The sequence below is a fragment of the Rheinheimera sp. 1928-s genome, assembly GCF_029269265.1.
Taxonomy (GTDB): domain Bacteria; phylum Pseudomonadota; class Gammaproteobacteria; order Enterobacterales; family Alteromonadaceae; genus Pararheinheimera.
Window position 1 is genome coordinate 108,166 of the sequence record NZ_JARIXP010000005.1, and the last position, 14,284, is coordinate 122,449.

Genomic DNA, 14,284 nt, shown 5'->3' on the forward strand with positions numbered 1-14,284 from the left:
TTGGTTAGACTTCGGGCATGCGAAAAAAAACACCAGCTCCAGATCTTCCAGATGATGAAAAACAGCTGTTCCGTGACTCGGTAACAGGCGCACGCCCCTTGCAGCAGGACAAGATACCTTTTGCCCGCCAACCCGGCAAGGTCAGAATGGCCGCCACTTTAACAAATAGCAGTCCAGATAGCCATTTGTTTTACTTTTCCGACCAGTACGAAGGTTTTTTAAGCGACGGCTCTACCCTGGCTTTTGTTCAGACGGGCGACGACCCAACCTTAGCCCGGCAATTGAAGCGCGGAGAATTCCGCCCGGCCGTGGTGCTGGATTTACATGGTTTAACCCAACAACAGGCCAAAACTGAACTGGCTGGCTTATTGGCTTATTGTGAACAACAACATTTAAACTGCGCTTGCATAGTGCACGGCAAAGGTTTGGGCATTCTGGCAAAAAGAGTACCGAATTGGCTGGTACAGCACCCCAATGTGCGGGCTTTTCATACGGCCCCAACAGAATGGGGCCGGGATGGTGCTTTGCTGGTATTGCTCAGGACACCGACTTAACCAGATGGATCATGCTGGGGCAGGCATACTCCAATAACATTCCTCTGTGCTGATGGTAATCAATACAAGCCACACCTGCAGTATCAAAAATTGGCGCCTGGCCACTGCGGGTAAAAGCTTCCACCAAAAAACTGACCAGTGGCATATGGGACACCAACAGGATTTTCGCCTGCGGATTTTCGGCATACAGCATGTCAAGAAAATCGACCACTAACTGAGCATTACCTTCAGGCACCAGATCTGTATTTAGTTCAACAACATGGCTCGATAGCCCTTTTTGCACTAAAACTGCGGCGGTTTGCACAGTCCTGCGATAAGGGCTGGAGAAAATCCGGTCAAATGCACTATAGTGGTGATGCAGCCATTCTGCCATTTCACTGACTTCGGCCTGACCTGCTGCTGTTAACTGTCGTTCACTGTCGCTCAAGTACTGCGGTTCAGCTTCACCGTGCCGCATAATAACCAAATTAACCATTGTTGCTACCAGTTACAACTTCGCGACGCTCGCGAAAAGAGTGCGCTATGATAATGAAAGTTAATGCCGACAGTAACTGCTAATAAAGCATAAAATTGCGTTACTATATTCCTAATCGCTATGATGAACCCTCGCATTCCGTATTTTCAGGGTTCCCGTCACGAGGCATAAATTGAAAAAAAGCCAGTTAATGCAAAGCCCTAACGATAAGCGTCAGTACCTGGCGCTCACTTTAGCCAACGATCTGCCTGTACTCTTAGTGCATCAACAAGACGCAGAAAAAAGTGCTGCAGCCCTGACAATTAACGTCGGACATTTTGACGATCCTGCCGAACGACAGGGTTTAGCGCACTTTTTGGAGCATATGCTGTTTTTGGGCACTGAAAAATATCCGGACGCCGGTGAATATCAGCATTTTATTAATCATCATGGCGGCAGCCACAATGCCTGGACAGGTACTGAGCACAGCAGCTTTTTCTTTGATATAGACACAGACTACTTTGAGCAGGCTCTGGACAGGTTTGCCGATATGTTTCGCGCGCCGTTGTTTCACGCCGACTACATTGAAAAAGAGCGACAGGCCATTGAAGCCGAGTTTTCACTCAAACTCAAAGACGACAGCAGAAGGATTTATCAGGTTCACAAAGAAACTGTGAATCCTGCCCACCCTTTTGCCAAGTTTTCAGTCGGTAATTTACTGACCTTGTGTGATACCCCAGATCAAAGCCTGCAACAGGCGGTGCAGCAGTTTTTTAAAAGCCAATATGGCACCCGCCGTATGAGCTTATGTCTGGTCTCTCCATTCCCCTTGCAACAACTGGAACAGCTGGTTCATCAGTATTTTGATGCCTTACCCAATGAGGTTTGTGCCAAAGCCCCGTTGTCGCAGCCTTTGTATCTGGCTGAACATCAAGCCCTGCAACTGGATATAGAACCTCACAAATTCAGCCAACGGCTGGTTGCCAGCTTTGCATTGCCCGATATCCAGCCCTGGTACAAATACAAACTGATTTCTTTTTTGGCGCATTTATTAGGTGACGAAGGTCCTGGCTCTTTACTGGCTTTTATAAAAGACAACGGTTGGGTGAATCAGCTCAGTGCAGGCGGAGGTATAGATGGCAGCAACTACAAAGATTTCACTTTGTCGTTTGAGCTGACAGAACAAGGCGTATCTGCCAAAGAGCACATTATTGAAGCTTTGTTTGGTCAGTTGCAATTGCTGCGTCAGTCGCCATTCCCGGAGCATTTGTTTCTGGAACGTCAGCGCTTAGTGCAGTGGAGCTATTTGTATCAGGAGCCAAGCACAGCTTTGCAGGGAGCCTGCGATTTGTCAGTCAATATGCAGCATTATCCGGTGGATGATTATGTCTATGGTGACTATCGTATGGACTTGCCGCCTGAAGCTTTATACCGCGAACTGCTGGGACATTTCAGACCAGACAATATGAGGGTGATGTTTATTGCCCCTGAAATTATAGCCAACCGGGAAGCACGCTGGTATCAGACGCCATATAGTGTGCAACCACTACAACAAAGCAGGATGAACAGTTACCTGCACGCCAAAGTGCCAGAAGGCAGTCATCTGCCGCAAAGTAATCCCTATCTGGTCACAGAGCTCAACTTGCTGGCCGATACCGATCATATGGCCAAACCTGTGTTAGTGGCGAAAGAAACCGGCTTTAAATTATGGTTTAAAGCCGACACTGACTTTAAAACCCCAAAAGGCCATATTTTTGTTCAACTGAATTTACCAAACTGCATTGGTTCTGTGAGTCAGATGGCCTGCAGCCGTTTGTGGCTGGAGTTGTTTCAGGATCAGATCAACGAAAGCTTTTATGCCGCAACTACAGCTGGCCTGACTTATCATTTACATGTGCAGCATAACGGCATCAGTTTGCACAGCAGCGGTTTAGCAGGAAATCAAATTAAATTAGTCGCTGACTTACTGGCTCAGATGGCCTTTTGCCAGTTTGATGAACAACGTTTTGATGAAATCAAACGCCAGTTAATTCGGCACTGGCAAAATCACAGTAAAAATAAACCTGTGTCCAAATTATTCAGCCAGCTGTCGTCTTTGTTACAGCCTTTGAACCCGGATATTGATCAACTGGCAGCAGCCTTACAGCAACAAAGTTTCAGCACTTTTAAACAGTTTCACCAGCAACTGCTGAAACACGTTCATCTGGAAGCTTTTATGCTGGGCAATTGGCGTAAAGAAGACCCAGAGCAGTTAAGTCAGGCTTTAAAATCCTGGCTTGCAGAACAGCAACAAGGTGAAGCTTTGCCTCGTCAGCGCTACAACACTCAGGGGATAGGTCCTGTGTGGGTGAAAGTGCCTGTTGAACACAGTGATCAGGCGCTGGTGATTTATTTACCATCACGGCAAAAGCGGCCAGTGGATATGGCGCTTTTTATGTTGGCCAATCATTTACTCTCTCCGGAATACTTCCATGTGCTGCGCACAGAACAGCAATTGGGTTATCTGGTGGGGACAGGCTATGTGCCAATGAATCTGTTGCCCGGCATCGCCTTTTATATCCAAAGCCCTGCGGCCTCATGCGCTGATTTATACAAAGCCACTTTGGCCTTCTACAAAAACTTTCTGTCAGAGCTTGAAGAGCTGGATGAAGAAGAGTTCGTACAGATGAAACAAGGCCTGGCCACACAAATTAAAGAGCGCGACAGCAGCTTAGGTGCCAGAGCAAAACGGCTTTGGCTTGCCATAGGCCAGGGCGACCATCAGTTTGATTTAAATGAACAGATAGAGCGGGCACTGGAACAACTCAGTCTGAACGATTTTATCGCATTTTTTTACCAGTTATTGGCGCCGGACTACGATGCTATTTTTCTGGCTACAGGAGATAAACCGGACCACAGTCATTTAACTGAACAAAACCCGTTCAATTTATTAGAGAAATTACCTTTATTGTCGGAATGGCTTTGACAGTGCGTACAACATTGGTTAACGTGAATTGACATCCATTAAAAAAGTCTGACTGTGCGCCTTACTCCTGTTTTATTGCTGCCATTGAGCCTTGTTATGGCTGCGCCCTTGCCTGTATTTGCTGCAGGCTGGGAGCAGTTGCAACCTTATGTGCTGACAGTGATCTCCGCCCTTTCTATAGTCGCCCTGACGCTGGCTCATCTGAGTATAGTGCGGATGCGACGTTATCAATCCAAACTGGAACAAAGTGAAGAGCGTTTACGTTTGTCGTTATGGGGCAGCGGCGATGAATTATGGGACTGGGATATGCAGGCAGGCCAGCTGTACCGATCCAGTTCCTGGCATCAACCTCTGGAGAAACCAGGTGACAGCCAGCAGTTTCCACCGAATCGTTCTGAGATCCATCCACAGGATGTAGAAAGAGTCACCAGTTCTTTGCAGCAACATATGCATGGCATGACGCCTATTTTTGAATCCAGTTACCGAATTAAAGCCGCCAATGGCCAATGGCTTTGGGTACTGGACAGAGGCAAAGTGGTGCAATTAAACGAACAAGGTCAGGCAATACGGATGACCGGCACCTTAAAAAATATTCAGCAGTTAAAAGAAACCGAAGAGCGTTTAAGCTTATTTGCCCGCTGTCTGGATAATATCTCTGATGCTGTAATGGTATGTGACACTAATTTTGCGTTATTGGAAGTCAACCCTGCTTTTGTCAGCATGACAGGCAAAAGCCGTGAATCGGTGTTGCATAGCGTATTTGAACTTTGTCTCTACCCAGCCCGGTTTTTACATGAAATCCGTCAGGCGTTGTTGGAGCAAGGCTATTGGGCTGGTGAAATTGAAGATAAACGCCATAACGGCGACTTGTTTCAGGCTGAGCTGAGTTTTGATGTGATTAAAGACGAACTGGGTCAGGTGCAGCAGTTTGTTGGTGTGGTTTCAGATATCAGCGAGCGGAAAAAACGCGAAGCCGAACTAAATCGTTTGGCAGACACAGACACCTTAACAGGCTTACCCAACAGAGCACGTTTTTCCAGTCATTTGACTCAACTGGTGCGGGAACAGGTAGAGCATGCACTTCTGGTATTCGATTTAGACAACTTCAAAAAAATTAACGACTCACTTGGCCATGAGCTCGGCGATACCTTATTGTGCAAATTATCCGAGCGTTTAAGCCTGTTCACCCGCTTTAAAGCAAAGTTATACCGCTTAGGGGGTGACGAATTCGCAGTGCTGCTGGAGAACACCAACGATATTCACAGTATTACCAGTCTGGCTAAAGACTTACTGAAACAAATTAACCTGCCCTTTTTTATCGAGCAGCACGAACTGGCGATCACCAGCAGTATTGGCATCGTTTTGTATCCGGAAGATGGCCACGACCCTCAGGCGCTGCTGAGAAACGCGGATACGGCTATGTACCATGCCAAACACGAAGGCGCCAACCGTTACCTGTTTTTTAATGACTCGATGAACAAACTTGCAGTCAAACGACTGCAAGTGGAAAACCTGATCCGCCACGGCTTAAAAGAAGATTACTTCACGGTGTTTTATCAGCCGAAAATGGACATAGTCACAGGTCAACTGGTGGGTATGGAAGCTTTGGTGCGTTTTATCACTCCCAAAAAAGGCTTAATCAGCCCGGCTTCTTTTATTCCGGTGGCAGAAGAAACAGGCCAAATTCTTGAAATTGGTGAAGTGGTTTTGCAAAAAACCTGCGAAGACGTCAAACGCTGGATAGATATGGGTTTGTTTCATGGCCGTGTCGCCGTTAATTTATCTGCCAAGCAGTTTATGTTGCCGTTTTTATGTGAGCAGATAGATGACATTCTGCAGCGCTCTGAACTGCCCTCTTATCATCTGGAACTGGAAATCACTGAAGGTACTGTTATGCAGTCACCAACACTGGCGATCGATACCATGAAAAAGCTGCGCGCCCGTGGTATTCATCTGGCGATGGATGACTTTGGTACCGGCTACTCCTCTTTGGCTTATTTAAAACAGTTTCCGCTGAACACCTTAAAAATCGATAAAGCCTTTATCGACGATATGAATACGGCTCGTGGCCGCAATATGGTGGACACTATAGTCACCATAGCGCACAACCTGAACCTGACGGTAGTAGCGGAAGGGGTAGAGCAAGCTGAGCAGTTACAACAGCTCAAGCAGCTGCGCTGTGAGATTATTCAGGGCTATTTCTACAGCAAGCCTTTGTCGGCTCATGATTTTGGTTTGTTCTTAAAACAACAGAAACAGCAAAAACCAAAACTGACTGCAGTGCCGGGTTAAAAAGGTCTTGGTCCTTTAGCAAGAAAGTATCCATAACACAAAACAAAAAAGGGTTAGTCCAGATCCAATACCAAGTACTGGATCTGAGCTAACCCTCTCTTCAGAGTATTACTTTTTAATCTGCGTCGTTATCTACAAACGAGAAGTCTTCCCCACCATCTGCAATACGCTTCTTACCAAATACGGTATGAAATTTGCGTTTTTCCTGCAAACGTTGCTTGTACTTCAACCAGACTTTTTCATACTGACTGGCTGCTTCCTGTTCGCCTTTGCAAACAGCGATAAAACGTTGTTCTTCTTCATTGACTGGCTGGCGTGAGCCTGCTTCCAGTTCCTGCATGGCGTTGCCATGTTTTTCCAGCAGATTACCCTCTGCCAGAGTAAAGCGCCCGGACCTGGTGAATCCCTTAGGGAAATTCTGGTCATCGAAAAAGCGACGATTAGCGACAAAACTTTGCTGCATCACTTTTTTCCTCTAATTTTGTTGTATCTACAGCTATCCGAATCAAACTGTGCGCAGTATGGTAAACAAAATCAGACTCGTCAAACAAAAATTTTGCTTTGTCAAAAGAAATGATTTTGTAATGCCTCGGAAGACGCATTTTGCTCAGAAAATAATCGCAACTATTTGACGAATAACCCTTTTAATCCGTCCAAATTGCAAATTTTGATACGTAATGAATACCAGGCAGGATCAATGCTAAAAGAAATTTGAAAAGCGGCCAAAGGCGCGGCGTAGCGTCAGTCTTTTATGATTATGAAACAAGGGAAGCACCAGAGGCCCCAAACACAAAGCAGCCAAAGCCCAGCGTTTAGCGGCCATACCAGCCCGTAACGCCGCAATATAGACACTGACACTGCTCAGACAAAAAAGACTCAGGATAAAAACCACACCGAACTCCTGCTTGGTACTTCTGCTTAAAAAAACCGCGGCACTATACCAGACAGCGCTAGCACTGACTGCAGAAAATGACTACAAATGCGACGAAAGCCTGAGTCAGGCCAGCAGAAAAAAAAAGCGGCGCAGTTCACCGAGCCTGCGCCGCTTTTTTTAGTGTTGAATTAAGACTTAGGTGTGGCAGGTAACAAAGACAAAATAAAAGCATACTCATCCGCGACTTCAATTAAACGTGAAAAGCGCCCGGATTTACCACCATGGCCTGCTTCCATAGTGGTGCGGAAGAGTAAAGGCTGCTGATCGGTTTTGACGGTACGCAGCTTCGCAACCCATTTCGCCGGTTCAAAATACTGCACTTGGGAGTCATGTAAACCTGTAGTCACCAGTATGGCCGGATAAGCCTGTTTTTTTACCTGGTCATAAGGTGAATACGACAGCATGTAGTCGTAATAAACTTTTTGTTTTGGATTGCCCCACTCGTCAAACTCATTGGTCGTCAGCGGAATAGATTCATCCAGCATAGTAGTGACCACGTCAACAAAAGGTACATGGGCCACCAGACCACGGTATCTCTCCGGAGCCATATTGGCTATAGCACCCATTAACAGACCGCCGGCACTGCCGCCCAWGGCAAAGACTTTATCTTTAGCTGCATATTTTTCAGCGACCAGATAATCAGTGACGTCGATAAAGTCAGTAAAGGTATTGATTTTTTTCAATAACTTGCCGTTTTCATACCAGGCACGCCCCATTTCCTGACCACCGCGAATATGAGCGATGGCGTACACAAAACCACGGTCAACTAAAGAGATCACAGTGCTGCGAAAAGACGGTGCACTGGAAATACCGTAAGAGCCATAAGCATATTGATACAAAGGTGCTGTACCATCTTTTTTCAGGCCTTTTTTATACAGCAGGCTAACCGGAATTTTGGTGCCATCTTTTGCTTTGGCCCAGACACGTTCGGTCTGATAATTGTTTTTATCAAAGCCGCCTAAGACTTCCTGTTCTTTCAACAAACGTTTTTCGCCTGTTTTCATATGCATTTCGTACACAGAAGGCGGAGTGGTTAACGAGGTATAACGGTAACGTAACCAAAGACTGTTTTGTTCTGGATTGTTATCTGTTTTTGCCACATAAGCGGCTTCATCTGATTCGACATACACAGCTTTACTTAAATCAGACCATGGCATCAAACGCACCCTGTCCAACCCATTGCTGCGCTCATTAATCACCAGGTAGTCGGTAAATAACTGGAATGAGTCAATAAATACATCCGGGTTATGAGCCAATAACGGCTGCCAGCGGCTGCGATCACCTATTTGGTCATCATTCACTGTCATCAACTTATAGTTAGGCGCATCCCAGTCAGTCATGATCACCCAACGATTATCGATATGCTCAACTTCGTATTTAAAATCGCGCTGACGTGGTGCTATGGAGGTAAATTTGCCAGACTTATCATCACTTTTCAGCACCAGCATCTCATTGGACACTGTACTACCAAGCCAAATCACCACAAACTGATCATCAGCACTGTTGCCCACGCCCATATAAAAGCTGCTGTCTTTTTCTTCGTACAACACCTCATCTTTAGCCAGATCCTGACCTAGTGTATGGCGGCGCACTTTGGTGCCTAATAAAGTTTGTGGATCTTTTTCAATATAAAACAGCTGACTGTTATCAGCTGACCAGGCCAAAGAGGCTTCAGCACCGGTAATCACAGTGGGTAAGTCTTTGCCTGTGCGTAAATCCCGTACCTTGAGGTTGTAATTACGACGGCCTGTGGTGTCTTCTGCATACGCCAATAACTGCTGATTAGGGCTGACCTGAAAGTTGCCTATCTGGTAGAAGTCTTTACCTTCTGCCATGCTGTTTACATCCAGCATCACTTGCTCAGCGCCACCAGCTTTAGGTTTACGGGCATAAATAGGATACTCTTTGCCCTGCTCAAAGCGGGTGTAATAGGAATAGTCCCCTTTGATGGCAGGGACAGTGCTGTCATCCTGCTTCACCCGGCCAATAATTTCATCAGCAAGCGTTTTGTTCAGTGTTTTGTACTGATCGGCATACTGCTGGTAATACTGGTTTTCAGCATTCAGGTATGCCAGTACTTCTGGTGCCTGTCTTTTATCATCCCGCAGCCAATAATAGGGATCTTGTCTGTCCCCGTTTTCTGATTGAACCACATAGGGTTTGGTTGGCGCGACAGGCGCGGTTGATGGCATAGCCGCCATCAATTGGATGCTGGTAAGCATGGCAACTCCATAACCAAGGATACGGATCGGATTAGGCATGTTTTTCTCTCTTTCTTTGTGTGGATTCAGTGATTAAAAACAACAAAACGTTAACACAGCAGCTGTTTTACCACCACCACAGCAGCAACTTATGCGACGAATAAGATGTAACAAAACAAAACCGTGTTAAAACAGCAGCAAAGAGAAATAAAAAAGGCTGCTATCGGACAGATAGCAGCCTTTTCAGGGGCAAAGGATGGCTTAATAGAAAGTGGTATTTTGTTCTGCTTTTTCCAGTAACAGCTTGCTTGGGGCAAAACGTGTACCAAAACGGCTTTCAAAGCTACGCAGATGCGCTACTAAAGTGGCAGCACCCATCTGATCGATATAACGGAACGGGCCGCCCAGGAACGGCGGGAAGCCGATACCAAAGATGGCGCCTATATCACCGTCACGGGCACTGCTGATAATGCCTTCTTCTAAGCAGCGTACTGCCTCGTTTAGCATTTGCACCACGCAGCGCAGCGCTATTTGATCGCCATTGAGTTTAGGAGCAGGATTTAAACCCAGTACGGTATAAACCGAAGCATCGACCTGCTTTTTACCTTTGGCTTTGGCGCCGTATAGATAAAAACCTTTTTCGGTTTTACGCCCCTTTCGACCATCCGCCAATAAACGGTCAAAGGCAGCAGGCGCAGTAAAACGTTCACCTAATTCATTCAGCAGTATTGGGGATATTTTAGCGCCTACGTCTATACCCACTTCATCAAGCAAAGTAATAGGACCAACAGGGAAACCAAATTTCACCAGCGCTTTATCCAAGGCTTCTACTGGTTCACCTTCAAGCAATAGATTGGCCGCTTCATTCATATACAGCGCCAGAATGCGGTTGACGTAAAAACCTGCGCCATCTTTGACAACTATTGGTGTTTTACCTTGCTTGCGGGCTAAAGCCACAGTAGTGGCAATGGTTTCAGCCGAGGTTTTGTCATGGGCTATGACCTCCACCAGTGGCATTTTGTCCACAGGAGAGAAGTAATGCAGACCAATGACATTTTCAGGGCGAGCCGCTTTGGCTGCGATCTGACCTATAGGCAATGAACTGGTGTTGCTGGCAAACACAGTGTGTTCTGAGCAATTAGCTTCGATATCAGCCACCATCTGCTGCTTCAAATTTAAATCTTCAAACACAGCTTCAACTACTAAATCCACATCATGGAAACCGCTGTAATCTGTGGTGCCTGTCAGCAAAGACATTTGTTTTTGCACTTCAGTCTTAGTGACAAAACGTTTACGCAGCTTTTTCTCCAGCAGGCTGTAGCTGTATTTCATTGCATTGGAAATACCTTGCTGGCTGATGTCTTTAATCCGCACCGGCACACCTGCTTTAGTAGCAGTGACATTGGCGATACCACCGCCCATCAAACCACCGCCTAAAATAGCTGCTTTACGCACTTTACGTGGCACCACATCCCCTGCCCCAGTCTCCTTTTTCATCTGAGTGGTGGCAAAAAATAATGAACGTAAGGCTTTCGACTCGTTGGTCATGCAGAGCTCACCAAAAGCTTTAGCTTCCACATCCAGACCTTTATTAAAACCACCGTCTACACCGGCTTTAATCGCCTTAAGGATTTTCAGCGGTGCCGGGTAATTGCCATGGGTTTTGGCTAAAGTTTGTTTTTCTGCCTGACTAAACACTATGGCGCGGCCAAAAGGTGTTTTTTCCAACACTTTACCGACGAAGTTCAGTTTGACTTCACGCGCTGCCGGTTTGCCTTTAAGCGCCAGTTGCACTGCGGCTTCGAGCAGAATACTTTTAGGCACTACTGCATCCACTAAACCGATTTTTTTCGCCTGAGCAGCACGCAGCTGCTTGCCGGTTAAAATCATATCCAAAGCTTTTTGAATACCAACCAGACGAGGTAAACGCTGAGTACCGCCACTGCCGGGCAATAAGCCCAATTGCACTTCAGGTAAACCCAATACAGTTTTGTTGTCTGTTGTCGCAACACGGGCATGACAGGCTAAGGCCAGCTCTAAACCACCACCTAAACAAGGACCATGAATAGCAGCCACTAAAGGAATAGATAAAGCTTCAAGCTGGTTAAATACCAGTTGGCCCATACGGCCAATGTCTTCGGCTTGCTGTGCTGTAGTGCAACCATCCAGCATAGAAATATCAGCACCAGCGATAAAGGAATCCGGCTTGCCACTAATAATGACTAACCCTTTGATGTCTTTATTGTTTTTGATTTCGCTGAGCAAAGATTTAATTTCATCAGCAAAAGCAGCTTTGAGCACATTCATGCTCTCGCCTGCCACATCCATGCTAATCACCCCTATTTGATCAGGGCGAATACTTAAACTAAAAGTCGGCTTTGGATCAAGAGTCGGCTGGCTCATTATTCAGTCTCCACTATCATGGCAGCGCCTAAACCACCGGCTGCACAGGCTGTGGTTAAACCAATACCACCACCACGACGTTTTAATTCATTTAAGGTTTGAGTAATTAAACGGGTGCCAGTAGCAGCAAAAGGATGGCCGTAGGCTAAAGAGCCACCTATGACGTTAAATTTCGCCATATCAATGTCACCTATGGCTTCAGCGCGGCCCAGTTTTTCTTCAGCAAATTTCTTACTGCCAAACATTTTCATATTGGCCAGCGCCTGAGCGGCAAAAGCTTCATGCATTTCAATCAGGGTTAAGTCAGACAGTTTCAGACCAGCACGATCCAAAGCAATAGGTGTCGCATAAGACGGGCCCATCAGCATATCTTCCCATACATCAATAGCGGCAAAAGCATAGCTGCGGATATAACCCAGCACTTCATAACCCATGGCTTTAGCACGGCTTTCGGTCATCATCAATACAGCTGAAGCACCGTCTGTTAAAGGGGTGCTGGTGGCCGCTGTGACAGTACCAAACTGACGGTCAAATACAGGCTTTAACTTGCTGTATGATTCCAGTTTGGAATCCATACGAATATTGTTGTCAATTTCAAGGAAGGTTTTGTACGGCTCAATATGAGCGGCCATTACTTCATCTTTTAACAAACCATCTTTCCAGGCTTGCGCCGCTAAGCTGTGTGAACGGTGCGCCATCGCATCCTGATCAGCACGGCTGATGCCATGGGTTTTGGCCATTTGTTCAGCGGTGTCGCCCATCGACAAACCTGTAGTGTATTCAGCCACTGCTGGCGGTACTGGTAATAAATCTTTTAAACCTAAGCGGCGGAAAATYGCCAGCTTCTGACCAAAAGTTTTGGCTTTGTTTAAATCGACTAAAGCACGGCCTAATTTTTTGCTGACACCAATAGGTAAAACAGAGCTTGAGTCTGCACCACCAGCAATAGCGATTTCGGTCACTCCGGCCATCATGCTTTCGGTCACACTCACCACAGACTGGAAGCTGGTAGCACAAGCACGGGTTACGCTGAAGGCATCTGTATGCACATTCATGCCAGTGCCTAATACGATTTCACGGGCAATGTTTGGTGCTTCCGGCATTTGTACAACTTGACCAAAAACCAATTGATCTATTAACTTGGGCGACAATTCGCTACGGATCAGCAGTTCGTTGACGACCAGCTTGCCCAGTTCCAGCGCTGAGACGCCATGGAATTCGGTGGCTTGTTTAGCAAATGGAGTACGCAGACCACGCACTATGGCGATACGGTCTCCTTGACGTGTGGTAAGTTGTAGTGGCGCAGCCATGGACAATCCTCTTAGTGTGACTCGTGACAGGTCTGACCTGTAGATAATTTCGATTGTAACCAGAGATTAGGCAAATTAAAACACTTGTTTTAAAACGTCTTGAACCTTATATAAAAGCAAGTGGTCTTAGCCTAGCTTTTTTTTGAGCTAACTGCTTGGAAAATAAACAACAATAGCTGACGACAATAACTTAAAAACAGTAGTGAGTATTATGGTAAAGGCATTCTCCGCTTTAAAAGACTATCTGGACAGCCAGGTCTTAGGTCAGCATGCGCTGACGGAAGGTATTTTGTTGGCTTTATTGGCCAATGGTCATTTGCTGGTGGAGGGCCCACCAGGCCTAGCCAAAACCAGAGCGGTCAACGCTTTGGCACACGGCGTAGAAGGTCGTTTTCACCGCATTCAGTTTACGCCGGATTTATTACCCGCCGATTTAACAGGCACAGATATTTACCGTCCTGAAACCGGGCAATTTGAATTTCAGGCTGGCCCTTTGTTTCACCATATTATTCTGGCGGACGAAATTAACCGTGCACCGGCTAAAGTGCAGTCGGCCTTGTTAGAAGCTATGGCGGAAAAACAAATTACCGTAGGCCGCAAAACTTATGCCCTGCCCGAGCTGTTTTTAGTCATGGCAACTCAAAACCCGCTGGAGCAGGAAGGTACTTATCCTTTGCCTGAAGCACAGCTGGACCGTTTTTTATTGCACCTCAAAGTGGATTATCCGGATGCAGCCACTGAACTGGCTATTTTACGTTTAACCCGGGGTGAGGCTTTAGCTCATGAAAAAGCCAAACTCAGCCCTATCAGCCAGGCTGATATTTTTGCCGCCCGCCAGGACATTTTAAAACTGCATATGGCCGAGAGCCTGGAAAACTATATAGTGCAGTTGGTGATGGCAACCCGTAATGCCGCCGCCTACAGCGAGCAACTGGCGAAATGGATAGCTTATGGTGCCAGCCCACGCGCCAGTATTGCACTGGAACGTTGTGCCCGTGCGAAAGCCTGGTTAGAAGGCCGTGACTTTGTTACGCCGGATGATATTCAGGCTGTATTTTTTAATGTGTTACGTCATCGCTTAATTTTAACTTACGATGCCGAAGCTCAGGGTTTAAGCACAGATGATGTGCTCAGAGAGATTTTAAAATTGGTTCCTGTTGCCTGATGCGCC

At 46.4% G+C, this 14,284-nt stretch carries 10 protein-coding genes; 4 read left to right on the forward strand and 6 right to left on the reverse strand.

Annotation, left to right across the window (positions count from 1 at the left end; translation table 11 throughout):
• The first annotated feature begins 17 nt into the window (after positions 1-17).
• On the forward strand, positions 18-554 hold the full coding sequence (smrB, locus tag P3C17_RS13460; RefSeq protein WP_300929932.1) for an endonuclease SmrB: 537 nt from the start codon (positions 18-20) through the stop codon (positions 552-554).
• On the opposite strand, the gene sixA is transcribed toward smrB, so the two are convergent.
• Positions 538-1,029, reverse strand: coding sequence for a phosphohistidine phosphatase SixA (gene sixA, locus P3C17_RS13465; protein ID WP_300929933.1), 492 nt, complete (start codon positions 1,027-1,029; stop codon positions 538-540). The two genes, smrB and sixA, sit on opposite strands and share 17 nt — an antisense overlap.
• A gap of 172 nt (positions 1,030-1,201) precedes the next feature.
• Here sixA and P3C17_RS13470 point away from each other — a divergent pair, with 172 nt between their 5' ends.
• The gene (locus tag P3C17_RS13470) at positions 1,202-3,973 is read left to right on the forward strand and encodes an insulinase family protein (protein WP_300929934.1); all 2,772 of its coding nucleotides are present in this window, start codon (positions 1,202-1,204) and stop codon (positions 3,971-3,973) included.
• Positions 3,974-4,069: 96 nt separating this feature from the next.
• Positions 4,070-6,265 (forward strand): GGDEF and EAL domain-containing protein, encoded by a 2,196-nt coding sequence (locus tag P3C17_RS13475; protein ID WP_300929935.1) that lies wholly within the window; start codon positions 4,070-4,072, stop codon positions 6,263-6,265.
• 115 nt (positions 6,266-6,380) lie between these two features.
• On the opposite strand, the gene P3C17_RS13480 is transcribed toward P3C17_RS13475, so the two are convergent.
• From P3C17_RS13480 to fadI, 5 genes are all read right to left on the reverse strand, one after another.
• On the reverse strand, positions 6,381-6,728 hold the full coding sequence (locus P3C17_RS13480; RefSeq protein ID WP_127023839.1) for a DUF413 domain-containing protein: 348 nt from the start codon (positions 6,726-6,728) through the stop codon (positions 6,381-6,383).
• 237 nt (positions 6,729-6,965) lie between these two features.
• Positions 6,966-7,157: a hypothetical protein gene (locus tag P3C17_RS13485; protein ID WP_233078246.1), complete on the reverse strand. Its 192-nt coding sequence runs from the start codon at positions 7,155-7,157 to the stop codon at positions 6,966-6,968.
• Between the two features lie 170 nt (positions 7,158-7,327).
• On the reverse strand, positions 7,328-9,421 hold the full coding sequence (locus P3C17_RS13490; protein ID WP_300929936.1) for a S9 family peptidase: 2,094 nt from the start codon (positions 9,419-9,421) through the stop codon (positions 7,328-7,330).
• A gap of 240 nt (positions 9,422-9,661) precedes the next feature.
• Positions 9,662-11,803, reverse strand: coding sequence for a fatty acid oxidation complex subunit alpha FadJ (fadJ, locus tag P3C17_RS13495; protein ID WP_300929937.1), 2,142 nt, complete (start codon positions 11,801-11,803; stop codon positions 9,662-9,664).
• Entirely contained in the window at positions 11,803-13,113 is a 1,311-nt protein-coding gene (gene fadI / locus P3C17_RS13500) for an acetyl-CoA C-acyltransferase FadI (RefSeq protein ID WP_300929938.1), read from the reverse strand. Before fadI ends, fadJ begins: the two co-directional genes overlap by 1 nt.
• 211 nt (positions 13,114-13,324) lie before the next feature.
• Between fadI and P3C17_RS13505 the strand changes: the two genes are divergently transcribed.
• Positions 13,325-14,278 (forward strand): MoxR family ATPase, encoded by a 954-nt coding sequence (locus P3C17_RS13505; protein WP_233078250.1) that lies wholly within the window; start codon positions 13,325-13,327, stop codon positions 14,276-14,278.
• The last annotated feature ends 6 nt before the right edge of the window (positions 14,279-14,284 follow it).

Coding starts and splice junctions, on each gene's coding strand:
- smrB (WP_300929932.1), top strand. CDS start 18: ATGCGAAAAAAAACACCAGCTCCAGATCTTCCAGATGATGAAAAACAG.
- sixA (WP_300929933.1), bottom strand. CDS start 1,029: ATGGTTAATTTGGTTATTATGCGGCACGGTGAAGCTGAACCGCAGTAC.
- P3C17_RS13475 (WP_300929935.1), top strand. CDS start 4,070: ATGGCTGCGCCCTTGCCTGTATTTGCTGCAGGCTGGGAGCAGTTGCAA.
- P3C17_RS13480 (WP_127023839.1), bottom strand. CDS start 6,728: ATGCAGCAAAGTTTTGTCGCTAATCGTCGCTTTTTCGATGACCAGAAT.
- fadJ (WP_300929937.1), bottom strand. CDS start 11,803: ATGAGCCAGCCGACTCTTGATCCAAAGCCGACTTTTAGTTTAAGTATT.
- P3C17_RS13505 (WP_233078250.1), top strand. CDS start 13,325: ATGGTAAAGGCATTCTCCGCTTTAAAAGACTATCTGGACAGCCAGGTC.